Source organism: Brasilonema octagenarum UFV-OR1 (genome assembly GCF_963888615.1).
In the GTDB taxonomy this organism is placed as follows: domain Bacteria; phylum Cyanobacteriota; class Cyanobacteriia; order Cyanobacteriales; family Nostocaceae; genus Brasilonema; species Brasilonema sennae.
On sequence record NZ_CAWPKW010000059.1, the window covers coordinates 1 to 15,620 of the forward strand.

Genomic DNA, 15,620 nt, shown 5'->3' on the forward strand with positions numbered 1-15,620 from the left:
GAACAGGGAACAGGGAACAGGGAACAGGGAACAGGGAACAGGGAACAGGGAACAGAAAGTGTACCTAGCTTCGTCAAAAATAAAATATGAGTCCTATATGAATTTAATTCCGATCAAGCGTCCTCAACTATCGCGCCGTCAATTTATAAAAGTTTCTGGATTGTCTGGCATGAGTTTTCTTCTTGGTGGATGTGGAACACCTTTGTTTGAGGATATTGTAGGCAAACTGTCTGAACCACTCAACCAAAAAGTTGAAGCATTAATCTTGAATCCACAAAAGCCAGTACCAGAATTTTCTTACAGTCAGATTGAACCAGAAGCTTTGCTCATTAATAGCTTCAGGTATACTCCAATTATTGACAAAGCAAAATATCGTTTAATTGTTAATGGTGAAGTCAATAATCCCTTAAGCTTGAGTTTTGCAGAAATTCAATCTTTACCTCTGACTTCCATGATTATTCGTCATGTTTGTGTAGAGGGTTGGGCAGCAATAGTACAATGGGGAGGTATTCGATTACAAGAAATTGTTGCTCTTGCTCAGCCTAAAGCAAATGTGCGATATGTTTACTTCCAATCAGCTGATGGCTACTATTCAAGCTGGGATATTGCTTCAAGTTTACATCCCCAAACTTTATTAGCTTATCAGAAAAATGGCGAACCTTTGCCAGTAGAAAACGGTGCACCACTACGTTTGGCTTCTCCCATTAAACTTGGATATAAGCAAAGTAAGTGGATAACTCAAATTACACTAGCGAGTCAATTATTAAGTTCTCGGGGATACTGGGAAGATCAAGGATATGAATGGTTTGCGGGATTGTAATTCGGAAAGAGAAATTATGAAGACTAAAATCTTTCATTTCTTGATTAAAGCTGTCTTAAGAGACGAGTTTTCTCCTGCACAATTGTATTTTCAGATATAACACATTCAAATAGATGATTGCTCTGTTTGAATGTCTGTTTCTGGTGTGGTTAAAAATACTTTTTAAAAATATTTGTGAGAAAAATATGAACTTTTTCGACAAGTTAAACCAAGTCATTTCAGAAAATAAAAGTTTACTCTTTGTTGGGCTTGATCCAAATCCAGAAATGATGCCGACTTGCTTTCAATCTAAAAATATTATTTCTGGATTGTCGGATTGGTTGCAATTTATTATTTCTGAAACAGTCGATAAAGTCTGTGCTTATAAACCTACGCTTGGATTTTATGAAGTTTTAGGTGCTCCAGGTTTAGAACTCCTGCATCAAACTCTAGCAGCTATTCCTCCTCACATTCCAATAATTTTAGATGCAAAACATGGTGATTTAAACACCAGTACTATTTTCGCTAAAACTGTTTTTACCGAATGGGGTGTAGATGCGATAACTTTGAGTCCATATATAGGACAAGAGCATGTAGCCTCTTTTTTGGTTTATCCAGATAAAGCAGTTTTTATTTTATGTTGTACTTCTAATTCTAATGCGTTCAGTTTACAGCAATATCCTTCGAGTGAGTCACCTTTTTATTTACAGGTTGTCAAAGAATCAAAAAACTGGGGAACTCCAGAACAAGTGGGTTTAGAAGTGGGAACTACGAATCCTGATATTTTATCGCGTATTCGTGCAGTTTCTCCGGAACGAATGATCATGGCTCGTAGCATTTGGGCAGAAAGTGACAATCTTTATAAAATTTTAGCAGCTGGTCTGACGGCAAACGGAGATGGTCTTTTAATTCCTGTTCCTATAGATATGTTAACACAGGAAAATTTATCTGAACAAATTCAGTCTTTGCAAACACAAATCAATCAAGCAAGAACCGAAATAACCCAAAATGCTTCGAGTTGTTCTGTATGGTTTTCTGATGTTTGTTTATTAGAAAAACATCCCCAACTAGATTTAATTTTACAAATGTATGATATTGGTTGCATTATGTTTGGAAACTATGTGCAAGCATCAGGTAAGACTTTTCCTTATTATGTTGATTTACGCAAAGTTATTTCTACTCCGCAACTTTTTCATCAAGTTATCAAAGCCTATGAAGAGATTTTGAAAAACTTAAGTTTTGACCGAGTCGCAGGTATTCCTTACGGTTCTCTACCTACGGCTACTGGTTTAGCTTTACGTCTCAATTGTCCGATGATTTTCCCTCGCAAAGAAGTGAAAGCACATGGAACTCGAAAGCTAATTGAAGGTGAGTTTTTTCCTGGAGAAACGGTTGTCGTCGTTGATGATATTCTCATCAGCGGTAAAAGCGTCATGGAAGGAGCAGAAAAGTTAAAGTCTGTTGGATTAAATATAAATGATATTGTTGTCTTTATCGACCATGAACAAGGTGTGAAAGACCGATTACAACAAAACGGTTATCGAGGTCATTCTGTTTTAACAATGTCAGAAATCACAGAAACGTTGTATCAAGCTGGGCGAATTAATGAGGGACAATTTTCTGCTTTAAGTGAACGAAATGCTTAGTATGTTCAGCACGAAAAGAAACATAACCATACTAAAAAAACCATGAATGGATAAGTTTAAGGCATTGGATAGCATAAGAAGTTAACTTTACCATGCAAAACTTTTATGGTCTAAGATCAAATATGGGCAAGTTAGTAAATAAAGACAGGAATTTTGCAATCTTTATTTACATTGCAGGTGTTTGATCCTTTTTATTAACAGACGAACTTGATCTGGTTTATTACGAAACGAGTCTGTTGACCAAATTCGGTGAATATTCCAACAAGTGCTTGAAAAGCACTTGTTGTCTGAGGCGATCGCGATCTCTTGTAGTCGGTGAACTATTGCTGCGGACAACTATTCAAGACGAGTCTTTCACACTTGTAAACTGCTGTTCCATTTCCAGATATTGAGGTACACCAATCAGATTTTGAAATTCCTTGAACTCAACCAACTCCTGAAAATCCGCCGTAGTTCCCTGTTCTTTCAATTGACGCAAGCAAGCAGTCATAACCTTTGTCGCTGCAAGCAAAGCAGAAACTGGGAAAAACACAATCTTAAAACCTAACTCCTGCAACTGTGACGCTGAAAGTTCGGGAGTTTTGCCACCTTCCACAATATTAGCTACCAAAGGAACATCTGGAAACGCAGAGGCGATTTTTTGTAATTCTTCGACAGATTGAGGGGCTTCCACAAACAAGATATCAGCCCCAGCATCAATATAAGCTCTACCACGAGCGATTGCTTCTTCCAAACCCAATGGAGCACGAGCATCAGTGCGAGCAATAATAACTAAACCACTTTCACCACGCGCTTGCACAGCCGCCCGAATTTTACCAACGTGTTCAGCCATCGAAATGACTCGTTTTCCTTCAAAATGTCCACATTTTTTTGGCCATTCTTGGTCTTCTAGTAAAATCCCCGCAATTCCTTGCTGTACTGCGTCCTTTACAGTTCGGATGACGTTTAATACATTGCCATAGCCAGTATCCATATCAGCAATTAAAGGTATACTGACTGACTGAGCAATTCGTCCTGTGCTGACAAGTATTTCCGTCGCAGTCATCAAACCATAGTCTGGTACACCAAGTGTAGAGGCGGCGATACCAAAACCACTAGTCGCGATTAATTCAAAACCTAATTGTTCAGCCAGTTTTGCTCCCAAGCAATCGTAAACGCCAGGAATGATGATAATTTCCGGACGCTGTAGTAATTGTCGCAGCTTTTGACTAGAGGGTTGCATATAAATCAGTGAACAGTGAGCAGTGAACAGTGAGCAGTGAACAGGGAACGCTTAACAGGGAACACAACGACCACGCTCAGTGCATCGCGCTTAACAGGGAACAGGGAACAATTGATAACTGGTAACTGATAAAGTTTTGTCTTGTTTAGATTAGCACAACAGGTGCATGGCATGAACAATTCAAAATGGACTGCGTCCTTGCACTCTAGAAAAACAAAAATTAAAAAATCAAATAAATTTTTGCGGAATTCACGGTATTAACACTACTTATAAGTATAAAGCTTTGCATTTTTGCCAGAGTTAATACTTGCAACTTCAATTTTCTATTCCACAATAGAGATTGAACACCTTTACCTTAATTTTTATTAATGCAATCCTCCTCCACAACCACTCCTGATTTAATTGTTCTCGGTTTCCATGCTCTTTCCGATCCATTGAGAATTGGCGTTATCGAACTACTGCGAAATAAAGAGCTTTGTGTGTGTGACTTGTGCGAGGCTTTAGAAGTCAGCCAATCAAAGTTGTCTTTTCACTTAAAAACTCTTAGGGAAGCTGGTTTGGTTCGCTCTCGTCAGGAAGGACGCTGGATTTACTACAGCCTCAATATACCCCAATTTGCTGCCTTAGAGCAGTACCTGTCCGAGTTCCGCCGCTTGTACCAAATTATGCCTGCTCGTTTGTGTCAAGAGCCATCCTAACGCATCAACTTTTTTTGATTAATTTGTGTAACATAATCTACTTGAAATCTTGACACATCAAGTTTTTTTGAAATAATAGAGATAGAAATGTAACACTCTACGGGAATGAGGTCAATGAAGAAGAAAAATCTTCTTAAGCAACTTTCGTTTCTTGACCGCTTCCTAACCGTTTGGATTTTTTTAGCAATGGTTATTGGGGTCTGTTTGGGTTACTTTATTCCCGCAATAGATACCTTTATTAACCAATTCCAGGTAGGAACTACTAATATACCCATTGCCATCGGCTTAATTCTAATGATGTATCCGCCTCTTGCCAAGGTGCGATATGAAGACTTGGGTGATGTGTTTCGTAATGGTAAAATTCTCCGTCTGTCGCTCATTCAGAATTGGGTTATTGGACCAATTTTGATGTTTGTTCTGGCTATTATTTTCTTACATAATTATCCAGAATACATGGCGGGATTGATTCTGATTGGATTAGCCCGTTGTATTGCAATGGTTGTTGTTTGGAGTGATTTAGCAAGAGGAGATACTGAATACACAGCCGGACTTGTGGCGTTCAACAGTATATTTCAAGTGCTGTTTTACAGTCCTTACGCTTGGTTTTTTATGACTGTTTTGCCACCTCTATTTGGCTTGAAGGGAAGTACAGTCAACATTGGTATTGGAGAAATTGCCCAGAGTGTCTTTATTTATTTAGGAATTCCCTTTATTGCTGGATTCCTAACTCGCGTTCTTCTGGTGAAAGCAAAGGGAAAAACATGGTATCACACTGAGTTTATTCCTAAAATTAGCCCAATCACGCTTATCGCTTTACTGTTTACCATCGTGGTGATGTTTAGCTTAAAGGGAAATCTCATTGTTCAGATTCCCTTTGATGTTGTCCGAATCGCAATTCCAATGCTGATTTACTTCATACTTATGTTTTGTATCAGCTTCTACATGGCTTGGAAAATCAAAGCTGATTATGCAAAAGCAGCAAGTGTGGCGTTTACGGCTGCGGGTAATAATTTTGAGTTGGCGATCGCCGTTGCTGTCGCTGTATTCGGAATCAACTCAGGGGCAGCTTTTACTGCTGTAATTGGTCCGTTGGTAGAAGTTCCTGTGCTGATTGGTTTAGTGAATGTTGCACTCTGGTTTCAAAGACGATTTTTCTCGTCTTCTGAACCAAGAACTTCGTAGTTTTTTATAGATCACCATAAAGGGGTTTCCTACAGAATTTAATACTGAATCAGAAGCTATTACTAATTTTCATGACAACGTTCAATCATCCACCCAGAATCTTGTTTTTATATGGCTCTTTGCGAGAGCGTTCTTATAGCCGCCTTCTAGCAGAAGAAGCTGCCCGAATCATAGAGGAATTTGGTGCAGAAGTCCGGTTTTTTAACCCACGGGAATTACCAATTCATGGAAGCGTACCAGATACACATCCCAAGGTACAGGAATTACGAGAATTAAGCTTGTGGTCTGAGGGTCAAGTGTGGTCTTCTCCTGAGATGCATGGTAACATCACTGGTATATTGAAAAACCAAATTGACTGGATTCCTCTAAGTTTAGGAGCAGTCAGACCGACTCAAGGCAGAACTTTAGCAGTCATGCAAGTCAGTGGCGGTTCTCAGTCTTTCAACGCCGTCAACACTTTGCGGATTCTGGGGCGTTGGATGCGAATGTTTACGATTCCGAATCAGTCTAGTGTCGCTAAAGCTTACCAGGAGTTTAACGAAGACGGGACGATGAAGGATTCACCTTACCGCGACCGCGTCGTTGATGTCATGGAAGAACTCTATAAGTTCACCTTGCTGTTGCGTGACAAGGTGGATTATCTCACAGATCGCCACAGCGAACGTAAGGAAAAAGTAGCTAAAGAAGTCGTTATGTTGGCGAATAAGGCTCTTGAAATGAACTCAAGTAAAGACACGTAGTGATTGCTGTTGCTTTTCATTGTGAGCGAGTCAGTCAGCATGACCTATAAGAATAACTTTTAATGGATTTCTTGAATATCTAATAGAGAGGAAACGCGCGTGAAACGAGTCATGTTTGTTTGCAAGAAAAACTCCCGTCGTTCTCAAATGGCAGAGGGATTTGCTCGCACATTGGGAGATAGTAAAATTGCTGTTAACAGTTCCGGACTGGAATCAAGTTTTGTAGATCCAACAACTGTTCAAGTGATGTCAGAAATTGGCATTGATATTAGTCATCAAACTTCCAAACCTTTAAATAATTTCAAAGCTGAAGATTATGATGCTGTGATTTCTCTTTGTGGTTGTGGAGTCAATTTACCTGAAGAATGGGTGATAAGAGATGTGTTTGAAGATTGGCAACTAGATGATCCAGAAGGACAAAGTATAGAAACCTTTCGCCGTGTTCGAGATGAAGTTAAAGAACGAGTCGTGAAGTTGATTAAATCGTTAAGTCAAAGTTGAACTGTAATCAAGGGGTAACAAGTTTGAACAAGGCTGCTCATTGAAACAAAAATCCCCATCCTCAGGCAATGCCCAGGTGGGGAACGTCAACTAGCGAGGATTAGTCAATGAGTTGTGGAGTGGGAATTTGCGTATCAATATCTGCTTGAGACAAAGTAGGGATTAACCAGTTGGTTTCACCCACCTTGTATACTTTGGCAGGTTCAACATTCAATTCAATTACACCAGTTGCTGGATTAGCTCTAGCAATAGACTGTGTACCATCGACAAACTTAACGGCGATTGGTTCACTCAGCTCTTGTGGTTGAGCATTTGGACTCAGAACGACCTGAGTAAGAGCGGGCAAGTAGATGCCATCGCAATCCCAATCATCATCGGTGATTTGCCCTGCTGCTAAATAGTAGAGTTGAGTAGGAGATTTTTTCGGTTTATTGGCATAAACAGCTAACGTCTTTCCAGTTTCATTGCGGCACTGTGCCCGTTTTCTGGCTGTTTCTATGACATTCTTCTGAAACTGCAATTGTGCCAACCGCTGCTGAAATTGCTCAGGCGTATAGCCAGCTTGCTCAGGCGCATTTTTCACACTTAGAAGTTGATTGAGCGCTTGAGTGACTTCAGCATAGTCAGCCCCCTTGGTGAAATCCTTGCCTGCCCAAGAAGGCTGAGCAATCACCAAGTTCACGATAAACACGAGCGCGACAAGAACAATTTTGAGAAACTGCATATTTTACTTCTTTGTTTGAGATGAGTATTTGTTCTAACAAAAAATGTGATGAGGAAGTTGGAAGCTGCTTAATACCTTAGTAAGAGAGTATTCAGCCAGACTTATTGCAAGATTAATGATTTTCTACATCTTTCTGGATAACTTCTATTGGTTTATTAGCCTGGAGACACTGGATGTAAGTGTACATTTTACTAGACTTGTGATTACTTTACTTGAACCAAGTTAATCAATCAAAAAAAATACTCTTAGCTGTTTCTTCAATAAATCTAAATGATGATTTTCTTAGCCAATATTTAAAGTTTGAAAATATATAGTTCATGTCACTGACACTAGAACATGGCATGGTGGAGTTTGAGGAGACTTTGAAAGCTTTATAAGCGTGAGCAGTTTTATAGTTCGCTTGATTGAGATTGACTTCAATCACTTATCAGTTATCACTGTTCACTTCTTCAAAACTGGAGACATTTTTAAGCTTGTTTCGATTCACCCAACGATTGATAAATTCGTTATTTTTTCTACGTACCTTAATTTGCACTTTCTTGTCGCCTAACTTGACGACTTCGGCAGGAATTGTGTGAACATCAGCAGAGTCTGAACGAGCCTTATAAAGCCAAACAACTTTTTGCCCAACTTCAAAAAAATCAGAATTACTAACTAAGGAAGGAAGAGTTGTTGCCCAGGAGGGCAAAGCAATTATTAAACTAATCACAAGTACTAAGACTACTAAAGAGATTTGGAAAAGTTTCATGTTTTTTACGATGACAAACTTTGAGTTTTGAATTTGGAAATTTGAATTGTTTTGATAAGTCCCATTAAACATAGGCAAATAGCTGCCAAAGTAATTGGAGTTAGCGCGGCACTGTCTAAGATAATAAAGACGCCTAAGCCTATCAATACAAAGGGAACAAGATTACTGCCATAGCACTTTAGCAGATTGGCGAGTGCTCTTTGGCAGGTAAGTTTGTATGTCAGATAGCACCAAACTCCAACTAATAACAAAAAGATTGCAACTATCACCAGCAATTCAGAAAAGGTACTGTTAGCAAACAATGGCATATAAATGCCTACATTATCACTACCATTGGCGATGGTAATAGCCGCCACACTATAAGCTTGGGGAGACACAAAACTAGCGAAGGCAGAAGAATGAGAAAATTCGGTTTCGGTCTCAACAGATGAATCGCTTTCTGGATTTAGCAGACAATTTAGTCCAATGCTGATGGGTACTAAACCCAGAAGCCCAATCCAATGGGATGGCAAGACTAAGCCTCCTAGAAAACCAACTAGGCTGGCAACAACCAGAGTACAAAAGCCCAGGTACTGACCAATCACAATGTGCCGACGACGGAAAGTTGCATTCACCTGAGAGAACAACAGCGTGAGAATGACCAAATCATCCAAGTTTGTGGCTATAAAAGCTGTGATGCCCGTGGGAATTGCACTGATAAGTTCGTTCATTTCTATCTCTCTTCAATTTTCATGCTATTACTGTCTTACACTAAGCGTATTGCAGTCATAAGTTCGTTCACTTTTATCTCTCCTGAATTTTCATGCTATTGCTGTCTTACACTAGCATCGGATTATGTCTGCAAATGCTTAGGAAACTGCTACTTAGTGAAGCGTGGAGGTGTAGCGTCTCCAATTCAACTGATAGGCTGTACTCGCTGAGAATGAGGTGCTTTCTTTCATTATCCTGTGTGAAATTGCTTGTTCAAAGCAAATATTCTTTTTTATCAAAATGCTTTAAGGATTATTTTGATAAGAGTCAAATGATAAGAGTCAAAAGAGTCTAGATTTTAAGAATCTTATGCATTTGGGCAAGTTATATTCAGACTCTCTTGCTGTTGAGGAAGAAAAAAGCATTTTTACCTCATTCTTATCGACGAATTAATTCTCAATAGTTTTGTTATTCTCATCAATTTGCTGCTTAACACTCATAAGTTTATAACTGGAAGCTTCCTTGGAAAATTTGCTATTGATTTGGGCATGGCGTCCTGGTAATATATGTAATTTAACTTCTTTTGATTCTGGAACTAAAGTTACTTTTATCTCATTGAGAGCTTGCTGCTGCTCTTTGATAATTTGAGTCAGTTCGTTTAGCCGTTGAGTGTGTAATTCATCCAATTTTTCATGAAGTAGTTCAATGTTTTGTCCAGCTTTGAGATTCACTTGGTGATCAATTTCGGCATTTCTGCGATCTGTATCAGACTGGCGATTCTGACTCATTAAGACAATAGGGGCTGTGTAGGCTGAAGCAAATGAAAACACTAAGTTGAGCATCATGAATGGAGACTCATCCCAGTGAGGAACACCAGGCATGGCGTTTAGACCTACCCAGCCCGCCAAAATTGCGCTTTGACCGATGAGAAATCCCCAAGAACCTACTTGTGCGGCTAATTTATCGGCAAGGCGCTGCCCGTGAGTCAATTCTTTAGTAGATATGTTTTCGACTGCTAAATGCTGTTTCTTTACCTGAGAAGAATTTTGAATGACTTTTGCATCAACACTGTTTGATAATGTTTTTTTGGTAGAATTCATATTGCACCTCTTTGCGTCGTTTCGTTTGTGTTTCACCTGATGTTTTTCAATGTACGCTGACCAAACGATAAGAGCAAACAGTCTTTGTTTTTGAAACGATAAAAAAAAGTGATTGTTAACGAATTCATAGCTGAGACTCTGTTTTTGTTCTTATTTATTTGAGTCTCAGTGTTGTCTGTTATTTTGAAAACCCTTTTGAGCGGTCATACTTTTGTACCAACTCATCTAGTTCAGCTTGCATCATCGCACGAACCTGTTCGTAACAAGCATCTACGTAGGTGCGATCGCGAGCCGCAACACGCCCATAACGCTCAAATACAATTGGTGCACAGACGTGAGTGTGAATCTGCATGGGGAAGGGGATATTTGGTAAAGGTCCAATCCCCACCCCCCAAGGTAGCCCAAGGTAAACTGGGAATACGCCCGTGTTCCCATCAAGTAACCAAGGAAAGCCCCATTCATGCAATTGTTTCATCTGGTGGTAGAAATCAGCTAGCACAATCAAAGTTGAGTGTGCACCATGAGAAATAATGGGCACAATTGGTACCTCTTCTCGTAAAGCCAACTTGATGAACGCCTTATTATTTGCCAGATGAATTCGGTTTCGCCAAGTGTAAGGACGAAACAAATCCTGTGCACCTCCTGGGTAAACCAGTAGTGCTGCATCCTTTCGTAGGGCTGCACTCGCCATTTTGGGATGTGCTATAATAGCTCCCACCGGAGCACCCGGCACAGCAAAGATAGGGGTATCCCAAGCTGACGGGTGCATCAAGGCGTAGGCTAATCGCTCATAACCAAAAGTGCGGAACCAGTCATACATGAACATTGACGTATCAGGTGAACCCAACCCGCCATTATGGGAACCGACAATCAACACTTTTCCATCTGATGGCATATGATGCCACCCAGAGGTTTGAACCCGAAAATAGTAGCGGTAAAACCATTCCCATATCGGCATCCAAGCTTTTATAATCTCAGGGTTTCGCTCCGATAAAGACCAACCATCGAACCTACGACCAGAGGCTTTTGAGTTAGTACCCGAGTTATTTGTGAAAATACTTAACTGCTCTAATAATTCAGAAAAGGGGTTAGAGATTTTGTCGTCGTAGTCCTGGTTACGCATAAAAATATTGTTGAATACCTTTACCTTATAGCGTTTCCCAAGCAATTGAGGTACGCCTAAATCTTTTTCTCAGAGTTAATACCTTTAAAAACGTACCTGACCAGGTTGGTAACTGCTATAACGTACCTGACCAGGTTGGTAACCGCTATAATGTCTTTCTCCTACACCCCCATGCCCCTACACCCCTACACCCTTTTTCAACCTAAATCACCACAATAAAAGCAATATATGCTGAGTAACCGTATACTTTTTTAAATAGAAAATTGAATTTTTAAGATAACTTTATACAAAATTTTCAGGATAGAACAAATGAATTAACCTACTTTATTGGTAATTAAGGCTATTTTCTACCAGTATAAGTACATAGACTACTGTCTTTTTTAGATAAAGATGCTTTGGAGATAATTGTAAGTTAGTGAACATTAAGGTAGGTTTAAAAAATACAAAACTACCAAAGATTGCTTACCAGCTACGACTTTATCCCTATCTTCTAGCTGGAGTAAAAAGCAAACTTTCAATAGTGGGTGCGAAATTTGGAATTTGAAAAATCACAGTCACATCTCGCACATTAACGCAGGAAATCTTTCATGAAGAAAAGGCACAAATTAGCGCTGGCTAGCGCTAGCATTGCTTTGGGTTTTGGTGGCATCCAAGCAAAACCAGCAGAAGCTGCTGCAGTTGGTCCGGTTGACGTCTATGCTGCTGCCAGCTTGAACGGCAGCCTGCAGGCTGCTGAGGCACTTTACAAGCTAAGCAATCCAGACGTCACCTTTAACAATACCTTTGGGGCTTCTGGTACTCTGGTTAATCAAATCCTAACAAATACAGATAATAGAAATATAGATGTCTTCTTCCCAGTATCCGAAGCACCCTTAGATACTCTGCAATCTAACGGCAAACTGGTAGCAGGAACCAGACAAGACGTAGTAGGCAACACCTTGGCTATAATCCAGCCTACAAATTCAACCGTACCTATATCAAGCGTTCAAGACTTAGTAAATGTGACCCGTAACGTGATTATTGGTAATCCTGCGACTGTTCCAGCCGGACAGTTTGCCCAGCAATTATTTAGGAATTCAGGGATATCGCTCCAACCACCCAAACTTGTCTACGGCACGGATGTGCGTGATGTATTAAATCAAGTGTCAAGCATCACTAATGATACTATAGATGCGGGCGTTGTTTACACCACAGATGCTCTAACACAACCTGATCTAGTCAAAATTGCATACACTCCGCCTACCAACCTTTACTCTCCGATTGTTTATGGTTCTGCTGTACTTGCACAATCTCAAAACCTAAATGCAGCTAGAGATTTTAACAGCTTTCTGGGCAGCCCTCAAGCATTCACCGTGTTTCAGTCATATGGATTCACTAAGCCCGTTCCCGAACCTCTGACTATTGGTGGCACAATAGCAGCAGGTCTATTCGGTGTTGCAATGAAGCGAAAAGCAGCTAAAGCTAAAGCTAAAGCAGCAGTGAATTAAAGGTTTTTGGCAGTACCCAGCAATCAAAATTGAACTCACAACTGTAAGTAGGAATTAACCCAGGTTACGCCTGGGTTTTTTTGCAGTTTTGTCTGATGATTAAGGAGGATAATGCACTTTCTGAGCCGTGAAGCTCAGAGACTGTAAAAGCGATCGCCCATCGCAATAAAACATAAAATAGTGAAAATCTAGACAAAGTCGAGATTATGACAGTCAATCCACAAACCATCGACTCATTTCGAGCCTTAGCACTTCAGGTAACGTGCCATGCAGTCAACCAAGCAACTGACCGTCAGGAAGCACGTTCTTTGATGCAAAATACTATCAAGCGTTTAGGACAACAAATCGCTGCCAGTATTGCATTCATCGGCTTTGACTGTCGTTTAATTGTTCTACCAGAATACTTCCTCACAGGCTTTCCAATGGGAGAGTCGCTGGCTGTCTGGGGGGAAAAAGCTTGTCTAGAAATGGCGGGTGCTGAATACGAAGCACTCAGTAAAATTGCACAAAAACAGGGTATTTTTATTGCAGGTAATGCCTACGAGCTTGACCCCAATTTTCCAGAGCTATACTTTCAAACCTGCTTTGTTATCGACCCATCAGGGTCAGTTGTCTTGCGGTATCGACGGCTGAATTCTATGTTTGCTCCGACACCCCATGATGTTTGGGAGAAATATCTTGACTGTTACGGACTTGAAGGGGTGTTTCCGGTTGCAAAGACTGAAATTGGGAATTTGGGGGCGATCGCATCAGAAGAAATTTTATATCCGGAAGTAGCGCGCTGTCTAGCAATGCGTGGAGCAGAGATTTTTCTGCACTCAACCTCAGAAGTTTATGGCAAAGAACGCGCTCCCAAAGAAGCAGCAAAAATCTGCCGCGCTGTGGAAAATATGGCTTACGTAGTCTCATCCAATACTGCTGGCATCGCTAATATCCCCATCCCTATTGCTTCTGCCGATGGTGGCTCTAAAATCATTGACTATCGAGGGTTGGTTTTAGCTGAGACAGGCGAAGGGGAGAGTATGGCAGCATTTGCTGAGATAGACTTGGCTGCTTTACGCCGCTACCGCCGCCGCCCAGGGTTAAATAATTTACTTTCACGACAACGGTTTGAACTCTACGCAGAAAGTTATGGTCACTCGCACTTTTACCCGGCTAACAGTATGCTGGAAAAAGAAGTAGACCGCAAACACTTTATCCAAACACAGCAAGAAACGATAGAGCGCCTAACTAAACTAGGGGTGATTTGAGTCATGTCCAAACCAATAGAAATCCGCAACCCCTGGACTGGAAAATTTGATTATGTGATTATACCACTACCCCCAAAGCTGATAGTACAGCAATGCAACCGCTTGCGCAGAGCACAAAGAAGTTGGTTGCAGCTTGGTTTAGAAGGGAGAATTGAAGTTTTGCAACAGTGGAAGCAAGCGATTATATCTGGACGCGATAAACTGCTTGAAACTTTGGTCAATGATACAGGAAGATTATCAATATCGCAATTAGAAATTGACTCATTCCTCTCTAGCATTGATAGGTGGTGCAAATTAGCACCAGAATTGCTGCAAGAATCTGTCAAAGATACAGCAATTTCTTTTATCGAACTGCAACAAACAGCGGTTCCTTACCCTCTAGTTGGGGTTATTAGTCCGTGGAACTTTCCTCTGCTGCTTTCAACAATCGATACAATCCCAGCATTACTCGCTGGTTGCGCTGTAATCGTCAAACCCAGTGAAATTGCTCCCCGCTTTACCGGACCATTGTTGGCATCAATTAATACAGTTCCAATATTACGTGATGTATTAACTTTTATAGAGGGAGCAGGCGAAACCGGAGCTGCACTCATTGAGTATGTGGATTTGGTATGCTTTACTGGAAGTGTGGCAACAGGTCGAAAAGTAGCAGAAGCAGCAGCCAAACGCTTCATTCCTGCCTTTTTGGAATTAGGAGGTAAAGACCCGGCTATTGTACTGTCGTCCGCTAATTTAGACTTAGCAACATCAGCAATTTTGTGGGGTTCTGTCGTCAACACTGGACAGTCGTGTCTTTCTATAGAGAGGATCTACGTTGCTGAATCTATTTTTGAAAAGTTTGTTGAACAACTGCTAGCCAAAGTGCAACGCCTTGAGTTAGCTTACCCTAGGCTGGAGAATGGAGAAATTGGTCCGATTATTGCAGAAAGACAAGCAGCAATTATCAGCGACCATCTGCTAGATGCAGTGGAACAGGGAGCAGTTGTTCACTGTGGCGGTGAAGTTGAGAATTACGGAGGATCTTGGTGGTGTCGTCCTACAGTTCTCACTTCTGTGAACCATTCTATGAAAGTGATGACCGAAGAGACATTTGGTCCTATTATGCCAGTGATGCCTTTTTCCACAATTGAAGAAGCAGTGAACTTGGCAAATGATTCGATTTATGGACTGAGTGCAGCTGTTTTTGCCTCGTCGGAAACAGAAGCTTTGAAAGTTGCGCGTCAGATAGATGCAGGTGCTATTAGTATTAATGATGCTGCTCTGACTGCTCTTATGCATGAGGGAGAAAAAAATGCTTTCAAATTTTCTGGTATGGGTGGGTCACGCATGGGACCAGCGGCGCTGACACGTTTTATGCGAAAAAAATCTTTTTTGGTGAAAACAAAGAACATCAGCGATCCTTGGTGGTTTGATAACATGTCGGGTGGTTGACCAAGAAAGGGTGTAGGGGTATGGGGGTGTAAGGGTGTAGGGGAGCCACTGCCCTTCGGGTATCTCCTGCACCAGACGCTACGCGTTCGCCCTCTGGGCGTGCGCTTACGCTTACGCAGAGCCGGCACGAGGGAAACCCTCCCGCAGCGCTGTCTCACCCTGCGCGGGTTAAGCGCGTTGAGGAGCCACTGCGTTGCGGAGAGCAGCGCCTTGCGGAGCCAGTCCTGCAGAGAGAAGTGCCTTGCGCGGGTTCCCCGCGTTGTGGCAACTTCGGAGAGG

At 41.1% G+C, this 15,620-nt stretch carries 15 protein-coding genes; 9 read left to right on the forward strand and 6 right to left on the reverse strand.

Annotated elements, in window-relative coordinates:
* The first annotated feature begins 97 nt into the window (after positions 1-97).
* Positions 98-820: a molybdopterin-dependent oxidoreductase gene (locus AC5590_RS04985; protein ID WP_169268212.1), complete on the forward strand. Its 723-nt coding sequence runs from the start codon at positions 98-100 to the stop codon at positions 818-820.
* A 185-nt stretch (positions 821-1,005) separates the two neighbouring features.
* Positions 1,006-2,445: a bifunctional orotidine-5'-phosphate decarboxylase/orotate phosphoribosyltransferase gene (locus AC5590_RS04990; RefSeq protein WP_169268224.1), complete on the forward strand. Its 1,440-nt coding sequence runs from the start codon at positions 1,006-1,008 to the stop codon at positions 2,443-2,445.
* A gap of 340 nt (positions 2,446-2,785) precedes the next feature.
* Here AC5590_RS04990 and AC5590_RS04995 read toward each other — a convergent pair whose 3' ends face one another.
* On the reverse strand, positions 2,786-3,667 hold the full coding sequence (locus AC5590_RS04995; RefSeq protein ID WP_169268213.1) for an isocitrate lyase/PEP mutase family protein: 882 nt from the start codon (positions 3,665-3,667) through the stop codon (positions 2,786-2,788).
* Positions 3,668-4,035: 368 nt separating this feature from the next.
* On the opposite strand from AC5590_RS04995, the gene AC5590_RS05000 reads away from it, so the two are divergent.
* From AC5590_RS05000 to arsC, 4 genes are all read left to right on the forward strand, one after another.
* Complete coding sequence (locus AC5590_RS05000) at positions 4,036-4,365, forward strand: ArsR/SmtB family transcription factor (RefSeq protein ID WP_169268214.1); 330 nt, start codon at positions 4,036-4,038, stop codon at positions 4,363-4,365.
* Between the two features lie 114 nt (positions 4,366-4,479).
* Entirely contained in the window at positions 4,480-5,547 is a 1,068-nt protein-coding gene (arsB, locus tag AC5590_RS05005; RefSeq protein ID WP_169268215.1) for an ACR3 family arsenite efflux transporter, read from the forward strand.
* 71 nt (positions 5,548-5,618) lie between these two features.
* Complete coding sequence (gene arsH / locus AC5590_RS05010) at positions 5,619-6,287, forward strand: arsenical resistance protein ArsH (RefSeq protein WP_169268216.1); 669 nt, start codon at positions 5,619-5,621, stop codon at positions 6,285-6,287.
* A 99-nt stretch (positions 6,288-6,386) separates the two neighbouring features.
* Positions 6,387-6,788: an arsenate reductase, glutathione/glutaredoxin type gene (gene arsC, locus AC5590_RS05015; protein WP_441293683.1), complete on the forward strand. Its 402-nt coding sequence runs from the start codon at positions 6,387-6,389 to the stop codon at positions 6,786-6,788.
* Positions 6,789-6,888: 100 nt separating this feature from the next.
* On the opposite strand, the gene AC5590_RS05020 is transcribed toward arsC, so the two are convergent.
* The 5 genes from AC5590_RS05020 to AC5590_RS05040 all read right to left on the reverse strand — a co-directional run bounded on the left by AC5590_RS05020 (position 6,889) and on the right by AC5590_RS05040 (position 11,173).
* The gene (locus tag AC5590_RS05020) at positions 6,889-7,512 is read right to left on the reverse strand and encodes a hypothetical protein (protein WP_169268217.1); all 624 of its coding nucleotides are present in this window, start codon (positions 7,510-7,512) and stop codon (positions 6,889-6,891) included.
* A gap of 427 nt (positions 7,513-7,939) precedes the next feature.
* Positions 7,940-8,260 carry a hypothetical protein gene (locus AC5590_RS05025; protein WP_169268218.1) on the reverse strand — a complete coding sequence of 107 codons (321 nt, stop codon included), beginning with the start codon at positions 8,258-8,260 and terminating at the stop codon, positions 7,940-7,942.
* A gap of 5 nt (positions 8,261-8,265) precedes the next feature.
* On the reverse strand, positions 8,266-8,970 hold the full coding sequence (locus AC5590_RS05030; RefSeq protein WP_169268219.1) for a cadmium resistance transporter: 705 nt from the start codon (positions 8,968-8,970) through the stop codon (positions 8,266-8,268).
* 429 nt (positions 8,971-9,399) lie between these two features.
* Positions 9,400-10,050 (reverse strand): DUF1003 domain-containing protein, encoded by a 651-nt coding sequence (locus AC5590_RS05035; RefSeq protein WP_169268220.1) that lies wholly within the window; start codon positions 10,048-10,050, stop codon positions 9,400-9,402.
* Between the two features lie 178 nt (positions 10,051-10,228).
* On the reverse strand, positions 10,229-11,173 hold the full coding sequence (locus tag AC5590_RS05040) for a lysophospholipid acyltransferase family protein (protein WP_169268221.1): 945 nt from the start codon (positions 11,171-11,173) through the stop codon (positions 10,229-10,231).
* Positions 11,174-11,760: 587 nt separating this feature from the next.
* Between AC5590_RS05040 and modA the strand changes: the two genes are divergently transcribed.
* The 3 genes from modA (at position 11,761) to AC5590_RS05055 (ending at position 15,341) form a co-directional block, all read left to right on the forward strand.
* Positions 11,761-12,660, forward strand: a complete 900-nt coding sequence (gene modA, locus AC5590_RS05045; RefSeq protein ID WP_169268226.1) for a molybdate ABC transporter substrate-binding protein — start codon at positions 11,761-11,763, stop codon at positions 12,658-12,660.
* Positions 12,661-12,866: 206 nt separating this feature from the next.
* Positions 12,867-13,910, forward strand: coding sequence for a nitrilase-related carbon-nitrogen hydrolase (locus tag AC5590_RS05050; protein ID WP_169268222.1), 1,044 nt, complete (start codon positions 12,867-12,869; stop codon positions 13,908-13,910).
* Positions 13,911-13,913: 3 nt separating this feature from the next.
* Entirely contained in the window at positions 13,914-15,341 is a 1,428-nt protein-coding gene (locus AC5590_RS05055) for an aldehyde dehydrogenase family protein (protein WP_169268223.1), read from the forward strand.
* The last annotated feature ends 279 nt before the right edge of the window (positions 15,342-15,620 follow it).

What these genes read in the sequence shown, in the direction of transcription:
- AC5590_RS04985 (WP_169268212.1), top strand. Translation starts at nt 98, where the DNA reads ATGAATTTAATTCCGATCAAGCGTCCTCAACTATCGCGCCGTCAATTT.
- AC5590_RS04990 (WP_169268224.1), top strand. Translation starts at nt 1,006, where the DNA reads ATGAACTTTTTCGACAAGTTAAACCAAGTCATTTCAGAAAATAAAAGT.
- AC5590_RS04995 (WP_169268213.1), bottom strand. Translation starts at nt 3,667, where the DNA reads ATGCAACCCTCTAGTCAAAAGCTGCGACAATTACTACAGCGTCCGGAA.
- AC5590_RS05000 (WP_169268214.1), top strand. Translation starts at nt 4,036, where the DNA reads ATGCAATCCTCCTCCACAACCACTCCTGATTTAATTGTTCTCGGTTTC.
- arsB (WP_169268215.1), top strand. Translation starts at nt 4,480, where the DNA reads ATGAAGAAGAAAAATCTTCTTAAGCAACTTTCGTTTCTTGACCGCTTC.
- arsH (WP_169268216.1), top strand. Translation starts at nt 5,619, where the DNA reads ATGACAACGTTCAATCATCCACCCAGAATCTTGTTTTTATATGGCTCT.
- AC5590_RS05020 (WP_169268217.1), bottom strand. Translation starts at nt 7,512, where the DNA reads ATGCAGTTTCTCAAAATTGTTCTTGTCGCGCTCGTGTTTATCGTGAAC.
- AC5590_RS05025 (WP_169268218.1), bottom strand. Translation starts at nt 8,260, where the DNA reads ATGAAACTTTTCCAAATCTCTTTAGTAGTCTTAGTACTTGTGATTAGT.
- AC5590_RS05030 (WP_169268219.1), bottom strand. Translation starts at nt 8,970, where the DNA reads ATGAACGAACTTATCAGTGCAATTCCCACGGGCATCACAGCTTTTATA.
- AC5590_RS05035 (WP_169268220.1), bottom strand. Translation starts at nt 10,050, where the DNA reads ATGAATTCTACCAAAAAAACATTATCAAACAGTGTTGATGCAAAAGTC.
- AC5590_RS05040 (WP_169268221.1), bottom strand. Translation starts at nt 11,173, where the DNA reads ATGCGTAACCAGGACTACGACGACAAAATCTCTAACCCCTTTTCTGAA.
- modA (WP_169268226.1), top strand. Translation starts at nt 11,761, where the DNA reads ATGAAGAAAAGGCACAAATTAGCGCTGGCTAGCGCTAGCATTGCTTTG.
- AC5590_RS05050 (WP_169268222.1), top strand. Translation starts at nt 12,867, where the DNA reads ATGACAGTCAATCCACAAACCATCGACTCATTTCGAGCCTTAGCACTT.
- AC5590_RS05055 (WP_169268223.1), top strand. Translation starts at nt 13,914, where the DNA reads ATGTCCAAACCAATAGAAATCCGCAACCCCTGGACTGGAAAATTTGAT.